This window comes from Nonomuraea sp. NPDC023979, assembly GCF_040639085.1.
Taxonomy (GTDB): domain Bacteria; phylum Actinomycetota; class Actinomycetes; order Streptosporangiales; family Streptosporangiaceae; genus Nonomuraea; species Nonomuraea ceibae.
Map to the genome: position 1 here is coordinate 35517 of NZ_JBEZZG010000030.1, position 17526 is coordinate 53042.

The window sequence follows — 17526 nt, forward strand, 5'->3', positions numbered from 1 at the left end:
GGGGCCGTCCGGTCCCGGGAGTCGCCGTGTTCAGCCGGTCGGGCTGAGAGTCCAGACCAGCTCGTGGTTGAGCGGGCCCGGCACCGCCAGGATGTCGCCGAACTCGCTGGCCAGGGGCGCGAGCTGGGAGGCGTAGCAGAGCACGGCCCGCCGTTTGGCGCCCCACGCCTGCGCGTCCAGCCGCTCGGCCCGGTGCGGGCTGATCGACTCCAGCGCGCGCAGTGGCGCGCCGGCGCGCGGGTGCTCGGTGAGCGCCCGCGACGCCGCCCCGGTGCCCCACTCGCGCACGATCGACGCGTACGGCAGGTCGGCGTAGATCCACGGGGCCGGGCCGCCGGTGCTCGCCAGCGTCTTCAGCGCCTGGTCGCGGACCTGGAGGTGGGCGCTGTTGCCGATCCCCATCGGCAGCAGGACCTGGGTGGTGGGCCCGGCGTGCGCGGCCAGGCAGTCCTCCAGGCCGTCCAGCCACGTCCCCGCGGCGGGCGCGTCGGGGTGGTCGAGCGCGATCTGCTCCACGCCGAGCGCCGCGCAGGCGCGAGCGTCCTCCGCGCGGCGCTCGCGTACGGCCTCGCCCGTCGAGGTGAACCCGCACAGCCGGTCCCACGCCGACGGGCCCCGGTCGTCGCCCTCCTCGGCGGCCGGTCCGCCGAAGACGGTGACGATCGCGGCCGGTCGCGGCAGCGTGGCCAGCACGCCCGCGACGGACAGCGCGGCGTCGTCGAAGTGCGGGGAGACCACCAGCGTCCGGAAGCTCATGCCCGCCTCCCGCCCCGCGTCAGGACCAGCCCGCGGCTGCCGCGTTTGCGCAGGTAGGCGCGGCCGTCGCAGACGAACTCCAGCGCGGGCGCGGCCAGCTCGCAGCGTTCGGCGACGGTCCACTCCGACTGCTCGCGCACCCACGGCCACACGGTGTCGTTGAGCCGCTCGGCGGCCAGCGAGATCAGCAGCAGGTCCGTGGGCAGCCGGTGCAGCAGGTCGAGGTCCTGGCCGTAGTAGAGCATCTCGCTCAGCAGGTACGCGCCGGACGGGCCGGCCTTGGCCAGCTCCTCCAGGCCGTCGGGCGTGGCCAGGACGCCCGGCACGGTCTCCAGGCGGGCGCGGAAGGCGGGGTTCGGCTCGGCGGCGTGCACGGTGTAGCCCTTGTCGGCCAGCCGCCGGGAGAGCGCTCCCTCGCAGGGCCCGACTTCAACCAGGGGGCCGTCGCCAGGGAACCACCAGCGGGCGACCCACGCGGCGGTCGCGTCCAGCCGGGCGACCTCGTACGCCGAGGTCTCGAACTCCCACGGATCGGTCACCTGGGCGGCGTCGTCGCTCAGGCTGGCGGTCAGCGCGTACAGCCGGTCGGCCGGCTCCCGCTCCAGGCGGGCGAACCGCTCGACGGCGGGCACCCGTTCGGTGGTGACGAGCCGGTCGGGCACCCGGCTGTTGAGCAGCGCCCCGGCGTGCGCGACGACGAAGCCGACCTTGGCCGCGACCTCGGCCCCGGCCAGCGCCTCGGCGCGCTCGGCGACGAGCTGGAGGTGCGGGTTGTCGCCGACCGCGCAGGCGGCGGTCCCGGCGGCCTGGACGACGCTCCTGCCATAGCGGGCCCGGCGGGCCCGGTGGTCGGCGGGCGAATGCGTCCACACCTGCGGCTCCGGCAGCTCGCGCAGCCGGTCCGCGACCGTGTCCGGAGTGGGGAGCGGGGCGGTGTTGCGGCCCGGGTCCACGTACGGCGCGAGCAGCGCCAGCCGTTCGGCGAGCGGGGTTCCGCCCGGCAGGACGACGTGCTCGGCCTGCGTGCCGATCAGCACGTGGACGTCGTCGGCGGCGTGACGGGTCAGGACGGACAGGAAATCCAGGGCGACGTCTTCGGAGTGCAGCACTGCGACGACCGGTGTCATGGCGGGTCCCCCGTGATCCGGTGAGGTGACGTTATTGTAAAGATTCTTGTCAGTTGCAGCATAAGGGTCGCGGGGGCTGAGCGAAAGATCCTCTTATGTGGGGATGATCTCGCTGTGAAGGAAGCGGCGAGCGATGAGTTCTGTCCCGCACGCGAGTCATACCCGACGAATCCAAACGCCAGGAGGCCCCGCATGAGCATCACCGGCATACACACCGTAGGCGTCCCCGTCAGCGACCAGGACCGGGCACTGGACTTCTACGTCGGCACCCTGGGGCTGGACAAGCGCCTGGACGCGCCGGTCGAGCAGCTCGGCGGCCGATGGATCGAGGTGGCCCCGCCCGGCTCCGCGACCACCATCGCGCTCCTGCCCGGCGGCGCCCCCGGCGTCGAGACCGGCATCCGGCTCACCACCCCCGACGCCGCGGCCCTGCACCAGGAGCTGACCGGGCACGGCGCCGACGTGGGCGAACTGCTGCGCTGGCCCGGCGTCCCGGCCATGTTCACGCTGCGCGACCCCGACGGCAACGGCCTCGAGATCGTCGAACAGGAGGCCGGCCGATGACCACCCTGGACAAGGAATTCACCGCCACCCTGCTCAAGAGCCCGAACGAGGGCGGCTGGACGTACGTGGTGATGCCCGGGTCAGCGGAGTTCTTCGGCACCCGCGGGCTCGTCAAGGTGCGCGGGACCATCGACGGGCAGCCGTTCCGCAGCTCGTTCATGGCCCTCGGCGACGGCACCCACAAACTGCCGGTGAAGGCCGCCCTCCGCGAACTGCTCGGCAAGGGGCCCGGCGACACCATCACCGTCCACCTGGAGGAACGACTCCGGTGAACGCCCCGGCGACCTGACGAGCCCCGGGAGCCCTGCCGACTCCCGGGGGACCGGGCTTTTCAGCGGGAGGTGGCTACTCCCACTCGATGGTGCCCGGGGGCTTGCTCGTCACGTCGAGGACGACCCGGTTGACCTCGCGGACCTCGTTGGTGATGCGCGTCGAGATGCGCGACAGCACGTCGTACGGGACCCGGGCCCAGTCGGCGGTCATCGCGTCCTCGGAGGTGACCGGTCGCAGGACGACCGGGTGGCCGTAGGTGCGGCCGTCGCCCTGGACGCCGACCGAGCGGACGTCGGCGAGCAGGACGACCGGGCACTGCCAGATCTCCCGGTCGAGCCCGGCGCGCGACAGCTCCTCGCGGGCGATGGCGTCGGCCTCGCGCAGCAGGTCGAGGCGGTCGCGGGTGACTTCGCCGACGATGCGGATGGCGAGGCCGGGGCCGGGGAACGGCTGGCGCCAGACCATCGCGGCCGGCAGGCCGAGCTCTTCGCCGGCGCGGCGGACCTCGTCCTTGAACAGGGTGCGCAGCGGCTCGACGAGCGTGAACTGGAGGTCTTCCGGCAGGCCGCCGACGTTGTGGTGGGACTTGATGTTGGCGGTGCCGGTGCCGCCGCCGGACTCGACGACGTCGGGGTAGAGGGTGCCCTGGACGAGGAATTCGACGGGGCCGTCGGCCATGATGGCGCGCTGCTCGTCCTCGAAGACGCGGATGAACTCGCGGCCGATGATCTTGCGCTTCTCCTCGGGGTCGCTGACGCCTTCGAGGGCCTTGAGGAAGCGGTCGGCGGCGTCGACGACGCGCAGGTTGACGCCGGTGGCGGCGACGAAGTCGCGCTCGACCTGCTCGGCCTCGCCCTTGCGCAGCAGGCCGTGGTCGACGAAGACGCAGGTGAGGCGGTCGCCGATGGCGCGCTGGACGAGCGCGGCGGCCACGGCGGAGTCGACGCCGCCGGACAGGGCGCAGATGGCGCGGCCGTCGCCGACCTGCCGGCGCACGGCTTCGACGGAGTCTTCGACGATGTTGAGCATCGTCCAGGTGGGGCGGCAGCCCGCCGCGTCGAGGAAGTGCTTGAGCACGGCCTGGCCGTGCTCGGAGTGGAGCACCTCGGGGTGGAACTGGACGCCGTAGAGGCCGCGCTCGGGGTTTTCGAACGCGGCCACCGGGGTCTCGCTGGTCGAGGCGGTCACGGCGAAGCCGTCGGGGGCCGCCGCGACGCTGTCGCCGTGGGACATCCAGACCTGCTGGGTGGCCGGCAGGCCCGCGAAGATGACGCCTTCGTCGAGGACGTCGAGGGCGGTGCCGCCGTACTCGGCCACGCCGGTGCGCGCCACCTCGCCGCCGAGCGCCTGGGCCATGGCCTGGAACCCGTAGCAGATGCCGAACGTCGGCACCCCGGTGTCGAACAGGCCGTGGGGGACGGCGGGGGCGTTCTCGGCGTAGACCGAGGAGGGGCCGCCGGACAGGATGATGGCCTTGGGCCTCTTGGCCAGCATCTCCTCGACCGGCATCGTCGACGGGACGACCTCGGAGTAGACGTGGCACTCGCGCACCCGCCTCGCGATGAGCTGCGCGTACTGCGCGCCGAAGTCGACGACCAGTACCGTGTCGAATTCAGACACCGAAAGAGACCCCCCAAAGGCGAATGCGGTAATCCCAGTGTATCGGCCCCGGCCTCAGAGAATGGCGTCGAGGAGGCCCAGCGGCGGCGAGCCGAGATCGAACATCGCCTTGTGGAAGCGCTGCAGCGTGAAGGCGGCGCCCCACTCCTGCCGCGCCCGCTCGCGCAGGTCGAGGATGACCAGCTTGCCCCAGGTGTAGCGGCCGTAGGTCGGGTCGAACGAGGCGCGGCGGGCCTCCGACAGCGCGGCGGGCCCGGCGAGGTGGGTGTCGGCCTCGAAGCGCGCGGCTGCGTCCTCCACGGTCATGGCGCCGGTGTGCACGCCGATCGCGCAGGCGAGCCGGGTGACGCGGATGAGCGCCTCCACCCAGACGCCGATCTCGAAGCGCGGGTCCTCGGCCTCGAAACCCTCCTCGACGCAGAGCTCTTCGGCGTAGTGGGCCCAGCCCTCGATGAACGACAGCGACTGCAGCAGCCGCCTGACGTCGGAGCCGGCGGCGCGCAGGGCCAGGCCGTGGGAGAAGTGGCCGGGCGCGACCTCGTGCACGTTGATGGCGGGCAGCGTGGTGTCGCTGAAGACCTCCAGCCACTCCTCCGCGTCCCGGGCCGGCCAGGACGGGTCGGGCGGGGTGATGTGGTACCAGGAGGGGCCCGCGGGCTCGCCGGGGGCGTTCCACGACATCATCGCCATCGCCCACCGGCGCGACTCGGGCGCGAGGCCGACCAGGCACTCGCCGTCGTGGTAGGGCACGAGGTCCTTCTCGCGGGTGAACGCTATCGCCTTCTCGGTGCCGATCCTGGCCGCCTCGATCACGCCGTCGGCGTCGGGGTGCTGCTTGACGAGCTCGCGTACGACGTCGAGCGGCGGGCGGTCGGCCTGGCCGAGGCGGGCGCAGGCGTCGGCGAGCCGGGCGAGCAGCCTGTCGCGTTCGGCGTCGGCGCGTTCGGCGAGCTTGCCCAGGTCCACGTCCAGGCCCTCGGCGGCGCCCATCAGGCGGGCCAGGGCGGGGCCGCCGAGCGCGGCGTCGGGGTCGCCGGTCCCGGCGGCGCGCTCGACGTGCGCGACGAGGTCGGCGTGGGCCTTCAGGGCGGCCTCGTGGGTGACGCCGGCGGCCAGGCCCTTGACGGCGCCGAGCAGGGAGCGCGCGACGGGGGCGCTGACCTGGTCGAGGGAGGCGATCGCGTGGGAGACGGCCTCGGGCCACAGCGCGAGGTGGGCGGCCCTGGCGGCGGCGCGTTCGGCCTCGGGGGCGTAGTCGCGGTCGTAGCAGGCGAGGTCGAGGTTGGACAGGTGGACGAGCGGGTTCTTGCGGTGCAGCTCCAGCTCGCCGAGCTGGACGCGCAGGCTCTCCTCGAACACGCCCAGGTGCCGCGCGTCGTACGGGTCGGCGGGGGCGTCGCCCTGGCCGAGGCGCGCCAGCCCGGTTCGGACGCCCTCGGGCGACAGGTCCTGGACGGCGCCGTCGTACTCGTGCCTGCCGCCGGCCTCCCGGGCTTCGGCCATGATCAGATCGGTGATCGCGCGGAGTCTGGGCTGGAGTTCGGTCATGCCTCGGGAGGATAAGGGAGGACAAGCCGGATGAACATCCGCCGATGGGGCACATGGTGGACGTGAGCTGGGATGTCCGGGCACTCGACCTGTTGCAGGCGGGGCCGCCCACACCGCTGATCGAGTTCCCCGCCGGGGCGCCGGGGGTCCGCCTGCTGCTCAAGGACGAGTCCGCGCAGCCGACCGGGAGCCTGCGGCACCGGCATGCCCGTGCGCTGTTCCGGCAGGGGGTGCTCGACGGGCTGATCACCCGGGGGACGACCGTGGTGGAGGCCACGGGCGGGAACGCCGCCGTGGCGCAGGCGTGGTTCGCCCGGCGGCTCGCGCTGCCGTACGTGGTGATCATGCCGGGGAAGCGGTCGGAGGAGCGGGCGCGGCCGGTGGAGGAGCTCGGCGGGGAGTGCCGGTTCGTGTCGCCGCCCGCGGCGATCTACGACGTGGCGCGGGAGGTGCCGGGGCACTTCCTCGACCAGTTCGGGCGGGCCGCCGAGCATGACCTCGCCATCGAGCTGTGCGCCCAGGTACGTCCGGACTGGGTGGTGGTGGGGGCCGGGACGGGAGCGACGTCGGCGACGCTGGGCCGTGTGCGCCGGGAGAGCGCCGGGGGCGAGGGGCCCCGGGTGGCCGTGGCGGATCCGGAGAACTCCGCCTATTTCCCCGGATGGACGCTGGACGTGCCCGACTACGCCACCGGGATGCCGTCGCGGATCGAGGGGATCGGGCGGCCCAGGATCGAGCCGGGGTTCCGGCCCGACCTCGTCGACCTGGTCATCCCGGTGCCCGACGCGGCGAGCGTGGCGGCGGCGCGGCTCATCCGCGAGGTGACCGGGCTGCCGGTGGGCGGGTCGTCGGGCACGGCGCTGTGGGCGGCGCTGGAGCTGGCGGAGCGGATGCGCGGGCGGGGCGAGAGCGGGACGGTGGTGTCGGTGCTCGGCGACGCCCGGGAGCGGCATCTGGCGACGTTTCATGACGACGGGTGGGCCGCCGCCAAGGGCCTGGACGTCCGGGGCTTCGAGGAGCGCCTGCGCGACCGTACGGGACTCACCCCAATGGGTGGCTGACCCAGACGTTCGGCTCGACGTAGACGGCGTAGTCCTGCTCCACGACGCAGTGGACGGGGCTCAGCGCGCCGGGGACCTCGATCGCGCCGGTGCGGTCGAACGGCAGGCCGGTCCAGCCGCGCCACTCGGCGAGCGTGCCCGGGACGACCATCGAGCGCGGCGCCACCTTGACGATCTTCCCGCCCGCGCGTACGTGGACACGCAGCCAGGCGTCGTACGGGAGGCCGTCGGGGCGGGTGCGGAAGGCGTACTCGGACATGGGGGTGTGCGGTTCGAGGTGCTTCCGGTTGGGCCGGACGGGGGCGACGAGCTCGGTGAAGCCGCGTTCGGCGGCGTGCCTGCGCATGGCGGCGACCATGCGCGGGGACAGGCCGGTGCCGAGCAGGTCGCTGCGGACGGTGATCTCCAGGGCGGAGATCCGGGTGGGCGTCGTGCCGCGCTCGCGGCCCAGCCAGGCGCGCCGGATCACGCCGTCCCAGCCGTCGTCGGGCAGCTCGGCGGACTCGCCGAGCGCGAACGGCACCATGCAGCCCCGCGCCGCCAGCCGCCCCGGCTCCTCGTCGCTGTCGGCCACCAGGACGTAGTCCGGGTAGGCGCGCACGCAGATCCCGTAGTAGAGGTCCGCGATGGGGTCGTTCAGCACGAACTCCTGCCAGGAGCTGTCCATGTTCCACAGCGACTCGGCGAACTCGGGACGCTCGGCCAGCGTCGTGATCCGGAGGGTCATGGGGATGAATGTTACATATCGGACGGCCGCTGGATCGGCTGATGCTCGGCCTTGAAGATCAGCGTGGTGTGCAGGTGGACGATTTCCGGCCGGATCAGGAACCGTTCCAGGCAGAGCCGGTGCAGGTGGTCGGCGTCGGCCACGGCCACGTGCACCAGGAAGTCCTCCGCGCCCGCCACGTGGAAGAGCGTGATCGTCTCCGGCAGGCCGAGCACGAACGAGCGCAACGGGTCCACGAGCTGGCTGGTGTGCGGGCGCACCCGCAGCGCGAGCAGCGCCTGGAGCGGGCGGCCGAGCCTGGCGGTGTCGACCGAGGCGCGGAACCCGGTGATGATGCCCCGGCGGCGCAGCGAGCGGACCCGTTCGAGCGCGGTGGAGGGCGCGACGCCGAGCCGCGCGGCCAGATCCTTGTTGGGCAGCCGCGCGTCCCTCTGCAGTTCGGCGAGAATCGCCAGATCGACCGTATCCAGTTCGGCGTTCTGCATGGATATCGCCCTTCGATTCGGTCAGGCTAGCCGCAGACCGACGAAGTCATCAATATCCCGAAATATGTGGAACATTGAGGAGTTCACCGAAGCAGCCGGCATCACGGTCGGCGAGCTGGCCGCGTACGTCGACGTGAGCCAGCGGGGCGAGGCCCCGGTGCTGCGGCGCACGCCGCCACGCGAGCTGGCCGAGCGGCTGGGCCTGCGGGACCTGATCGCGAAGGGCGGCCTGACGCCCGACGCCTACCGGGGCTTCCTGCGGACGTTCCTGGAGGAGGGCACCAGGCTTCACCATCCCGGCTTTCTCGCCCATCAGGTCGCCTCGCCGGACTTCCCGGCCGCGCTCGCCGACTTCGTGCACGGCGCCACGAACAACCCGATGGCCGTCTACGAGATGGGCGCGGCGGCGGCCACGGTGGAGTTCGAGGTGCTGCGCTGGATGCTGGGCAAGGTGGGCTTCCCGGCGGGCGGCGGCGTGCTGACGCACGGCGGCTCGCTGGCGAACCTGACCGCGCTGCTGGCGGCGCGGGCGCGGGCGGTGCCGGACGCCTGGGACGACGGCGTGCCGTGCGACCTGGTGATCCTGGCCCCGCCGGCGGCGCACTACTCGATCGCGCGGGCGGCGTCGATCCTCGGGCTGGGGCAGCGGGCGCTGGTCCCGCTGGAGACGGACGCGCTGGGGCGGATCGACCCCGCCAAGCTGCCCGACCTCTCGGGGAAGAGGGTGATGGCCCTGGTCGCGTCGGCCTGCGCCACCGGCACCGGCCTGTACGACGACCTGCGCGCCATCGGCGCCTGGTGCCGCGAGCGCGGCGTCTGGTTCCACGTGGACGCGGCGCACGGCGCCTCGGCCCTGCTGTCGGACCGCCACGCGCACCTGCTCGACGGGATCGAGCTGGCCGACTCGGCCGTCTGGGACGCGCACAAGATGCTGCGCACCTCGTCACTGGCCGCCGCCGTGCTGGTGCGGCGCGAGGCCGATCTGGACGCCGCCTTCAAGCAGGAGGCCAGCTACCTCTTCTACGGCGACCAGGGCTTCGACCTCATCACCCGCACGGTCGAGTGCACCAAGGCCGAGCTCGGGCTGAAGATCTTCCTGAACCTGGCCTGGCGCGGCGAGCGCGGCCTGGGCGAGTACGTGGCCGGGCGGTACGACACCGCGCACCGGTTCTGGGAGCTGGCCCGCGACCGGCCCGGCTTCACGGCGCCGTACGAGCCGCAGAGCAACATCGTCTGTTTCCGCCACGGCGACGGCGACCAGGCGGCGATCCGGGAGCGGCTGATGCGCGGCGGCTCCTTCCACCTGAGCTCCACCGAGCTGGACGGCGTCCGCCACCTGAGGATCACCGTGATGTCCCCGGCGACGGACGACCGCGCGCTCGTGGCGCTGCTGGACGAGATAGCGGCCCTGTGAGTCAGCGGCAGGCGACGCCGGTCAGGTCGAGCCTGCCGTTGTAGTCGGTGCCGGGGCCGGTGTGGTCGCCGTGGCGGGCGCGGATGCTCACGCACAGGTTCTTGCCGTAGACCTTGACCGGGCCCGCGTAGTACTTGAAGCGGCCCTGGTCCTCGTCGTAGTTGTTCTTCCAGTTGTCCTCGGCCCAGCGGGAGTTGTACATCTCCAGCCACATGGGCGTCTTCTCGCCGTAGCGGGCGCCCTTGCGCTTGACCAGGGCCGCGCAGTTCCACCCCGTGCTCGCGTTGTAGTAAAGCTTGACGTCGCTGCGGTAGTAGGTGGAGCCGTCGAGCGCGTCCTTCATCGGCACCTTCCAGCTCCCGACGAGCGTGCCGCTGCAGCCGTACGCCGCCGCGCCGGCCGCCGTGGGCGTGGCCAGGTGCAGCGCCAGGACGGCCACCCCCGCGAGCGAAGCGGTCATCGTTCTTTTGAACACCATGAATCCCCCAAAAGAGTCAAAAGACTCTTCCAGGGTTAACAAACGCCGACTGCCCCCGTCAAACTCACTTCAGCCGCAGCCGCTTCATCGTCTTGAGCGTCGTCACCAGCACCTCGGACCACTTCTCGTACGTCAGGTCGAACGGCGGCTCGAACCCCAGCCAGCTCGCCTGCGAGGCCACGGTCTGCGCCTCGGTGTAGCGCAGCAGCCCCTCGGCCCCGTGCCTGCGCCCCAGGCCGGACGCCTTCATCCCGCCCATCGGCGCGTCATAGGAGGCGTACGCGGCCCCGTACCCCTCGTTGATGTTGACCGTGCCCGCGTCGAGGCGGGCGGCGAACGCGCGGCCGCGCGCCGGGTCGCCGGTCCACACGGCGGCGTTCAGCCCGTAGACGGTGTCGTTGGCCAGCTCGACCGCCTGGTCCTCGGTGTCGTACGGGTAGAGCGCGACCACCGGGCCGAACGTCTCGTTGCGGCACAGCTCCATGTCCTCGGTGACGCCGGTCAGCACGGTCGGCTCGTAGAACAGCGGCCCGAGGTCGGGCCTGGCCCGGCCGCCGGCCAGCACGGTCGCGCCGCGCGCCACCGCGTCGTCGACGTGCGCGGCGACCGCGTCGAGCTGCCGCCGGAAGGTGAGCGAGCCCATCTGGACCGACCAGTCGCGCCCCGGCCCCACCTTCAGGTTGCCGACCTGCCGGGCGAACCGGGAGGCGAACGCCTCGAACATGGACGAGGGCACGTAGATCCGCTCGATCGACATGCAGAACTGCCCGGCGTTGGCGAAGCTCGCCCGCACCGCGCCCAGCACGGCCTGGTCCAGGTCGGCGTCGTCGAGGACCACCATCGGGTTCTTGCCGCCGAGCTCCAGCGAGCAGCCGATGAGCCGCTTGGCCGCCTCCTCGGCGACCTTCCTGCCGCCGCGCGTGGAGCCGGTGAAGGCCACGTAGTCGGCGCCGTCGAACAGCGCGTCACCGATGACGTCGGGCTCGCCGAGCACGATCTGCCAGATCTCGCGCGGCATGCCGAGCTCCACGAGCAGGTCGACGGCCCACCGGGTGGACAGCGCGGTCTGCGTGTCGGGCTTGTGCACCAGCGCGTTGCCGGCCAGCAGCGCGGGCACCGCGTCGGTGACGCCGAGGGCCAGCGGGTAGTTCCACGGGGTGATCAGCGCGACCACGCCCTTGGGCCGGCGCAGCTCGGCGACCCTCGTCGCGACGGGGAAGATGCCTTTGCGCCGCTGCGGCGCGAGCAGCCCGGCGGCGCGGCGCGCGTAGTAGAGCGTGCAGCCGGCGACGTCGAGCACCTCCTCGAAGGCGTGCTTGCGGGCCTTGCCGGTCTCGTCCTGGAGCAGGTCGAGGATCTCGTCGCGCCGGTCCAGCAGGGCGTCATGCAGCAGCAGGAACGGCCGCGCCCGCTCGGCGACCGGCCGCGCGGCCCACTCCGCCTGCGCCTCCCTGGCCCGCCGGTACGCCTCGCGCACGTCGTCGGCGCCGGACAGGCTCAGCTCGGCGAGGGTCTCACCGGTGAAGGGGGCAGTGATCCGCTGGGTGCCGCCGCTGGTCGTCAGGTGCATGGCGAAAGGATATTCGGTGAACCTACCGGCGGGTAGTTTTTGCCCTCTCCTGACCTGGGACAGAATTCGTTCATGCCAGACATAGCGCCGCTCAGAGCCGGAGACCCGCCCAGAATCGGCGGACTGGAGCTGCTGGGCCGTCTGGGCGAGGGCGGGCAGGGCGAGGTCTTCCTGGCCAGGGACCCCTCGGGCACCCAGGTCGCGGTCAAGTGGCTGCGCCCCGAGTCCGCCGGCGACGAGGTGAGCGTCGGGCGGTTCCTGCGCGAGGTCCAGGTGGCCCAGCAGGTGGCGCCGTTCTGCACCGCGGCGGTCCTCGGCACCGGCGTCGAGCACGACAGGCCCTACATCGTCAGCGAGTTCATCGAGGGCCCGTCGCTCCAGCGGGTCGTCCAGCAGGAGGGGCCGCGCGCCGGGTCGGCGCTGCACCGGCTGGCCATCGGCACCGCGACCGCGCTGGCCGCGATCCACCAGGCCGGGATCGTGCACCGCGACTTCAAGCCGGCCAACGTCATCCTGGGCGCCGACGGGCCGCGGGTGATCGACTTCGGCATCGCGCGGGCGCTCGACGCGACCTCGACGATCAGCAACATGCCGGTCGGCACGCCGTCCTACATGCCGCCGGAGCAGGTCCTGGGACACCAGGTGGGCCCGGCGGCCGACATGTTCTCGTGGGCGGGCACGATGGCCTACGCCGCGTCGGGGCGGGCCCCGTTCGGCAGCGACACCATGCCCGCGGTGATCAACCGGGTGCTCAACCAGCCGCCCGACCTCATCGAGCTCGACGGCACGCTGCGCGAGGTCGTGCTGGCCTGCCTGAGCAAGGACCCGGCGCAGCGCCCCACCGCCGAGCAGGTGATCATGCGGCTGCTCCAGCGGCCGATGGCGCCGGGGTCCGGCATCCTCGCGCAGGGCTCGGCTGCCTCGGCCGCCGGCCCGGTCCACGCCCCCTCCCCTGCCCCCGCCCCTCAGCATGCGCAGCCCTGGGCGCCGCCCGGCCCCTACCAGCCGGTCACCCATCCGAGCGGCCGTCCGCAGCTGCGCCGCCGCTCGTCCAGGCCGGCGCTGATCATGGGGGTGACGCTGGGCTGCGCGCTGCTGCTGCTGGCCGGCATCGTGACGATCATCCGGCTCGACCGGGCCACGGTGGCCGCCACGCAGTCGCCCTCCCCCGGCCGGTCCGGCTCCGCCCGGACCACCGACCCGCCGACACCGGAGCGCACGGCGGTCACGGCGGTCCCGGCCAGGGGCACGGCCAGGGCGCTGCCGGGCGCCTCGGCGACGGTCTACGAGCACCCGTCCGACGCGATCACGCTCACCTCGTACGAGGTCTACAACGAGTCGGGCAAGGAGTGGACGGACTACGCAAGAAAGTCGTTACGCGGAAAATTCGCCAAATATCCGCGCAACAAGGAGTCGATGGTCTCCCCCGACGGCCGCTACCTGGCGGCGCGCGGCAAGGAGTTCAACTCCGACGACTACGACTACATCGACATCATCGACCAGAAGACCGGCGAGAAGACCACGGTCACGACGGTGAAGGCGCCACTGGAGAGCACGATCCGGTCGTGGTCCCAGGACGGCACCAAGATCCTGCTCAACATCGAGGAGGAGACCGGCGACGAGTGGTACTACATCGGCTTCGCCGTCGTCGACGTCGCCGGCCGGTTCCCCAAGCTGTCGCTGGTGCGTGACAGGCAGGTCCGCGAGACCGGCTTCGGCTGGGACGGCGAGGAGCAGGGCGCGGTCAACGTCTACGGCGGCAAGAACAAGGGCCTGCGCTTCTACGACGCCGCCGGCAGGAAGCTGCGCGACGTCCCCCGCATCGGCGAGCTCGCGTCGGGCACGTCGGCCATGTTCTCCCCCTCGGGCGCGCTGTTCGTCACCAACTGCCCCGGCGGCGGCGACGGCGACCACTGCGTGTGGGACTCCAAGACGGGCAAGCGCTCGCGCGCCTTCACCTCCGACTGCGACAAGGTCCTCGGCTGGTACGACGAGAAGCACCTCTACTGCTGGGAGCAGGACAACGAGGCCAGGGACGCGGTCCAGGTGGTCGACTTCCGGGGCAAGCTGGTGCGCAAGCTGCTCGACATCGCCGAAGACGTCGATTTCAGCCCGATCTACACGGTCAATCCCCGCTGACCCGTGAACCGGCAGGGCGTCCGATCCGTGAAGGAGGTCATGAAGACCCCGATCCGCCCGGTCATCGCCGTCGCGGCCCTCGCGACGGCCCTGGCCGCCTGCACCACCCCCACCCCGGCCGGCCCGCCGACCGTCGAGAAGACGCGGCTGGGAGCCGTCCGCCTGGTCGCCTACAGCAGCTGCGACGACCTGCTCGCCGGCCTGCGCGAGAAGGCCGCCGAGAACGTCGGCCCGTGGGGCTTCGGCGGCGGTCCCGTCATGTTCAAGGCGGAGGACCGGGCGGCGGTCACCCAGGAGAGCGACGTCGCCCAGACCCCCGACCACTCCACCACGAACGTGCACGAGGCGGGCGTGGACGAGCCGGACCTGGTCAAGACCGACGGCGATCGCGTCTTCACCGTCAACGGCGGCACCCTGCGCGTCATCGACACCGCGACCAGGAAGGTCACCGCCACGCTCGACCTGGCCGACACCGAGGACCGCGGCTACGCGCCCAGCAGCCTGCTCGTCTCCGGCGACCGGGCGCTGGTGATGTTCCAGGGCGGCCCAGCCCTCTACCGCGGCTTCGCCCCCGTCGGCGACACCCGCTACGTGCTCGTGGACCTGGCCGGGCAGCCGAAGGTCCTCGGCTCGGTCACGCCGGAGGGCTCCCACGTCGACGCCCGCATGGTCGGCTCGACCGTCCGGCTGATCACCCGCAGCCAGCCCGACATCACGTTCCCGCAGCCCAAGGACACCATGCCGGAGGCCGAGCGGACCAAGGTCAACCAGCAGGCGATCCGACAGGCCCCGGCCGACGCCTGGCTGCCCGAGATCGAGATCACCGACGCCGCCGGGGCCACGACCAAGAAGCGGGTGCCGTGCGAGCGGGTCAGCCACCCGGACGACTACACCGGCACCTCGCTGCTGACCGTGCACACGCTCGACCTCGCGCAGGGGCTCACCGCCGCCGGCACCGACCCGATCAGCCTCGCCGCCGACGGCGACATCGTGTACGGCACCGGCCGCAGCCTGTACGTGGCCAGCAACCCGCGCTGGTGGTCGCCCATCGCCGTCGCCCTCAGCGACACCCCGGTGCCGCCCGCCGACGAGCCGACGCCCGCGGAGCCGAAGCTGCCGCCGGAGGAGACCGAGGTGCACCGCTTCGACACCGGCGGCCCCGGCGCCCCCGCGTACGTGGCCTCCGGGAAGGTGCCCGGCCGGCTGCTCAACCAGTATTCACTCTCCGAGCACGAGGGCCGCCTGCGCGTGGCCACCACGCTCAACTCGGCCGACGCCAGGACGAGCTCCAGCAGCGTGCACGTGCTCGACGCCGCGACCCTGGCCGAGGTCGGCAAGGTCGGCGGCCTGGGCGGCGGCGAGCGCATCTACTCCGTCAGGTTCATCGGCCCGGTCGGCTACGTCGTCACCTTCCGCCAGGTGGACCCGCTCTACACGCTGGACCTGCGCGACCCGGCCGCCCCCAAGGTCACCGGCGAGCTGAAGATCACCGGCTACTCGGCGTACCTGCACCCGGCGGGCGACGGCCGGCTGATCGGCATCGGCCAGGAGGCGAGCGAGGAGGGCCGCACGCGCGGCACCCAGGTTTCGCTGTTCGACGTGGCCGACCCCGCCAAGCCGGCCAGGCTGTCGCAGTTCTTCCAGAAGAACTCCGGCTCCGAGGCCGAATGGGACCCGCACGCGTTCCTCTACTGGCCCAAGACCGGCACCGCGGTCATCCCGCTCAGCAGCTACACCGAGGGCGACCAGCGGTCGGGCGCGATGGTGCTGAAGATCACCGACACGGAGATCGCCAAGGTGGGCCTGATCGAGCACCCGGCCCCGCGCGGCGAGTCCTACCAGCCGGGCATCCAGCGCTCGATGATCATCGGTGACGCCATCTGGACGTTCTCCGCCACGGGAGTCCAGGTCAACGACGCCGCCACGCTCGCCGAACGAGGCTGGATCCCGCTCGGGTCATGACCGCTCGGGCGCGGCCACCGGCACGATCTCGGGCGCGCCCAGCCTGATCGCGTCGGCCGCGTGGTCGGTGTCCTGCTCCTGCGACAGCCGCTCGGCCTCCACTCGCTTGGTGAAGTACTCGACCTCCCGCTTGACCTGCTCGCCGTCCCAGCCCAGCGGCCCGGCGAGCAGCTCGGCGGCCTCCTGCGCCACCGCCAGGCCGCGGTGGAAGGTCTCGATCGAGATGTGCGTACGGCGTGTCAGCACGTCGTTGAGATGCCGGGCGCCCTCGTGGGTGGCGGCGTGCACCACCTCGGCGCGCAGGTAGTCGTCGGCCCCGGACAGCGGCCTGGCCAGCGACGGGTCCTCGTCGATCAGCTCCAGCACCTCGTCGATGAGCGAGCCGTAGCGCTGGAGCAGGTGCTCGATCCTGGCCACGTGCAGCCCCGACTCGTGCGCGAGCCGGTGCCTGGCGTTCCACAGCGCCTGGTAGCCCTCCGCCCCGGCCAGCGGGATCCGGTCCGTGCACGAGCGCGGCACCCGCTGGTCCAGCCCGTGCGCCACGGCGTCGACGGCGTCCTTGGCCATGACCCGGTACGTCGTGTACTTGCCGCCCGCGATCATCACCAGCCCCGGCACCGGGTGCGCCACCACGTGCTCGCGCGACAGCTTGGACGTCTCGTCCGACTCGCCCGACAGCAGCGGGCGCAGCCCCGCGTAGACGCCCTCCACGTCGTCCCTGGTCAGCGGCACCGACAGGACGGCGTTGACGTGGTCGAGCAGATAGTCGATGTCGGCCCGGGACGCCGCCGGGTGCGCCTTGTCGAGCGTCCACTCGGTGTCGGTGGTGCCGATGATCCAGTGCCTGCCCCACGGGATCACGAACAGCACGGACTTCTCCGTACGCAGGATGAGCCCCGTCAGGGAGTGGATGCGGTCACGCGGCACCACCAGGTGGATGCCCTTGGACGCGCGCACGTGGATTTGCCCGCGCCCGCCCACCAGCTCCTGGATGTCGTCGGTCCACACGCCGGTGGCGTTGACCACCTGCTGCGCCCGCACGTCCAGCTCGTCGCCGGTCTCCAGGTCGCGCACCCGCACCCCGGTCACCCGCTCGCCCTCGCGCAGGAACCCGACCGCCTGGGCGCGCGGCGCCACCTGCGCGCCGTAGGTGGCGGCGGTGCGCAGCATCGTCATCACGTACCGGGCGTCGTCGACCTGCGCGTCCCAGTACTGCACGGCGCCGGTGAACGCGGTGCGCTTGAGCGCCGGGGCCAGCCGCAGCGCCCGGCTCCTCGACAGGTGCCGGTGTCCCGGCACGCCCCTGGTCAGCCCGGTGGCGAACCCGAGCGTGTCGTAGAGCGCCACCCCGGCCCCCACGTACGGGCGCTCCCAGCCGAAGTGGGTCATCGGGAACAGGAACGGTACCGGCCGCACCAGGTGGGGGGCGATCCGCTGGAGCAGCAGGGCGCGCTCCTGAAGGGCCTCCCTGACCAGCTCGAAGTTGAGCTGTTCGAGATAGCGCAGGCCGCCGTGGATCAGCTTGGACGAGCGTGAGGAGGTGCCCGAGGCGAAGTCGCGCGCCTCGACCAGGCCCACCTCCAGGCCGCGCGTGGCGGCGTCGAGCGCGATGCCCGCGCCGACCACGCCGCCGCCGACCACGACCACGTCCAGCTCGCGCGCGGCCATCGTCTCCAGCGCCGCGCCGCGCTCGGCGGGCCCCAGCCGGGCCACGCCCCTTCCCGCCGCCATGACTCCCCCTGGGTATGGGCTGCATTGATCCCATACTTACCCGTTCAACCCCGGATCACCTGCCCCCGGGG

15 protein-coding genes are annotated in these 17526 nt (G+C 72.5%); 6 read left to right on the forward strand and 9 right to left on the reverse strand.

Going from position 1 to position 17526, the window contains the following annotated elements; genetic code table 11:
• Positions 1 to 30: 30 nt before the first annotated feature.
• Together AB0G11_RS37050 and AB0G11_RS37055 are read right to left on the reverse strand one after the other, a co-directional pair.
• A complete protein-coding gene (locus AB0G11_RS37050) occupies positions 31 to 756 on the reverse strand; it encodes a PIG-L family deacetylase (protein ID WP_357591337.1) in 726 nt (241 codons plus the stop codon).
• A complete protein-coding gene (locus tag AB0G11_RS37055) occupies positions 753 to 1883 on the reverse strand; it encodes a hypothetical protein (RefSeq protein WP_357591339.1) in 1131 nt (376 codons plus the stop codon). The genes AB0G11_RS37050 and AB0G11_RS37055 overlap by 4 nt, the downstream gene beginning before the upstream one ends.
• Positions 1884 to 2075: 192 nt before the next feature.
• Here AB0G11_RS37055 and AB0G11_RS37060 point away from each other — a divergent pair, with 192 nt between their 5' ends.
• Together AB0G11_RS37060 and AB0G11_RS37065 are read left to right on the forward strand one after the other, a co-directional pair.
• The gene (locus AB0G11_RS37060) at positions 2076 to 2447 is read left to right on the forward strand and encodes a VOC family protein (protein ID WP_357591341.1); all 372 of its coding nucleotides are present in this window, start codon (positions 2076 to 2078) and stop codon (positions 2445 to 2447) included.
• Positions 2444 to 2719 carry a DUF1905 domain-containing protein gene (locus tag AB0G11_RS37065; protein ID WP_219500551.1) on the forward strand — a complete coding sequence of 92 codons (276 nt, stop codon included), beginning with the start codon at positions 2444 to 2446 and terminating at the stop codon, positions 2717 to 2719. Before AB0G11_RS37060 ends, AB0G11_RS37065 begins: the two co-directional genes overlap by 4 nt.
• 73 nt (positions 2720 to 2792) lie before the next feature.
• On the opposite strand, the gene guaA is transcribed toward AB0G11_RS37065, so the two are convergent.
• Positions 2793 to 4340: a glutamine-hydrolyzing GMP synthase gene (gene guaA, locus AB0G11_RS37070; protein WP_357591343.1), complete on the reverse strand. Its 1548-nt coding sequence runs from the start codon at positions 4338 to 4340 to the stop codon at positions 2793 to 2795.
• Between the two features lie 54 nt (positions 4341 to 4394).
• On the reverse strand, positions 4395 to 5888 hold the full coding sequence (locus tag AB0G11_RS37075) for a DUF885 family protein (protein WP_357591345.1): 1494 nt from the start codon (positions 5886 to 5888) through the stop codon (positions 4395 to 4397).
• A gap of 44 nt (positions 5889 to 5932) precedes the next feature.
• Between AB0G11_RS37075 and AB0G11_RS37080 the strand changes: the two genes are divergently transcribed.
• Positions 5933 to 6949 (forward strand): pyridoxal-phosphate dependent enzyme, encoded by a 1017-nt coding sequence (locus AB0G11_RS37080; RefSeq protein WP_357591347.1) that lies wholly within the window; start codon positions 5933 to 5935, stop codon positions 6947 to 6949.
• Here AB0G11_RS37080 and AB0G11_RS37085 read toward each other — a convergent pair.
• Both AB0G11_RS37085 and AB0G11_RS37090 read right to left on the reverse strand, forming a co-directional pair.
• A complete protein-coding gene (locus AB0G11_RS37085; RefSeq protein WP_219500545.1) occupies positions 6930 to 7676 on the reverse strand; it encodes an N-acetyltransferase in 747 nt (248 codons plus the stop codon). The two genes, AB0G11_RS37080 and AB0G11_RS37085, sit on opposite strands and share 20 nt — an antisense overlap.
• An 11-nt stretch (positions 7677 to 7687) precedes the next feature.
• The gene (locus tag AB0G11_RS37090; RefSeq protein WP_219500543.1) at positions 7688 to 8161 is read right to left on the reverse strand and encodes an Lrp/AsnC family transcriptional regulator; all 474 of its coding nucleotides are present in this window, start codon (positions 8159 to 8161) and stop codon (positions 7688 to 7690) included.
• A 64-nt stretch (positions 8162 to 8225) separates the two neighbouring features.
• Here AB0G11_RS37090 and AB0G11_RS37095 point away from each other — a divergent pair, with 64 nt between their 5' ends.
• A complete protein-coding gene (locus tag AB0G11_RS37095) occupies positions 8226 to 9575 on the forward strand; it encodes a pyridoxal-dependent decarboxylase (RefSeq protein ID WP_357591349.1) in 1350 nt (449 codons plus the stop codon).
• 1 nt (position 9576) lies between these two features.
• Here the strand turns inward: AB0G11_RS37095 and AB0G11_RS37100 are convergent, their stop codons facing one another.
• Together AB0G11_RS37100 and AB0G11_RS37105 are read right to left on the reverse strand one after the other, a co-directional pair.
• A complete protein-coding gene (locus tag AB0G11_RS37100) occupies positions 9577 to 10035 on the reverse strand; it encodes a hypothetical protein (protein ID WP_357591351.1) in 459 nt (152 codons plus the stop codon).
• Positions 10036 to 10117: 82 nt separating this feature from the next.
• A complete protein-coding gene (locus AB0G11_RS37105) occupies positions 10118 to 11623 on the reverse strand; it encodes a succinic semialdehyde dehydrogenase (RefSeq protein ID WP_357591353.1) in 1506 nt (501 codons plus the stop codon).
• Between the two features lie 72 nt (positions 11624 to 11695).
• Here AB0G11_RS37105 and AB0G11_RS37110 point away from each other — a divergent pair, with 72 nt between their 5' ends.
• Complete coding sequence (locus AB0G11_RS37110) at positions 11696 to 13762, forward strand: serine/threonine-protein kinase (protein ID WP_357591355.1); 2067 nt, start codon at positions 11696 to 11698, stop codon at positions 13760 to 13762.
• 39 nt (positions 13763 to 13801) lie between these two features.
• Positions 13802 to 15724 (forward strand): beta-propeller domain-containing protein, encoded by a 1923-nt coding sequence (locus AB0G11_RS37115; RefSeq protein ID WP_357591357.1) that lies wholly within the window; start codon positions 13802 to 13804, stop codon positions 15722 to 15724.
• On the opposite strand, the gene AB0G11_RS37120 is transcribed toward AB0G11_RS37115, so the two are convergent.
• Positions 15719 to 17455: a glycerol-3-phosphate dehydrogenase/oxidase gene (locus AB0G11_RS37120; protein WP_219500533.1), complete on the reverse strand. Its 1737-nt coding sequence runs from the start codon at positions 17453 to 17455 to the stop codon at positions 15719 to 15721. The two genes, AB0G11_RS37115 and AB0G11_RS37120, sit on opposite strands and share 6 nt — an antisense overlap.
• Positions 17456 to 17526 lie beyond the last annotated feature (71 nt).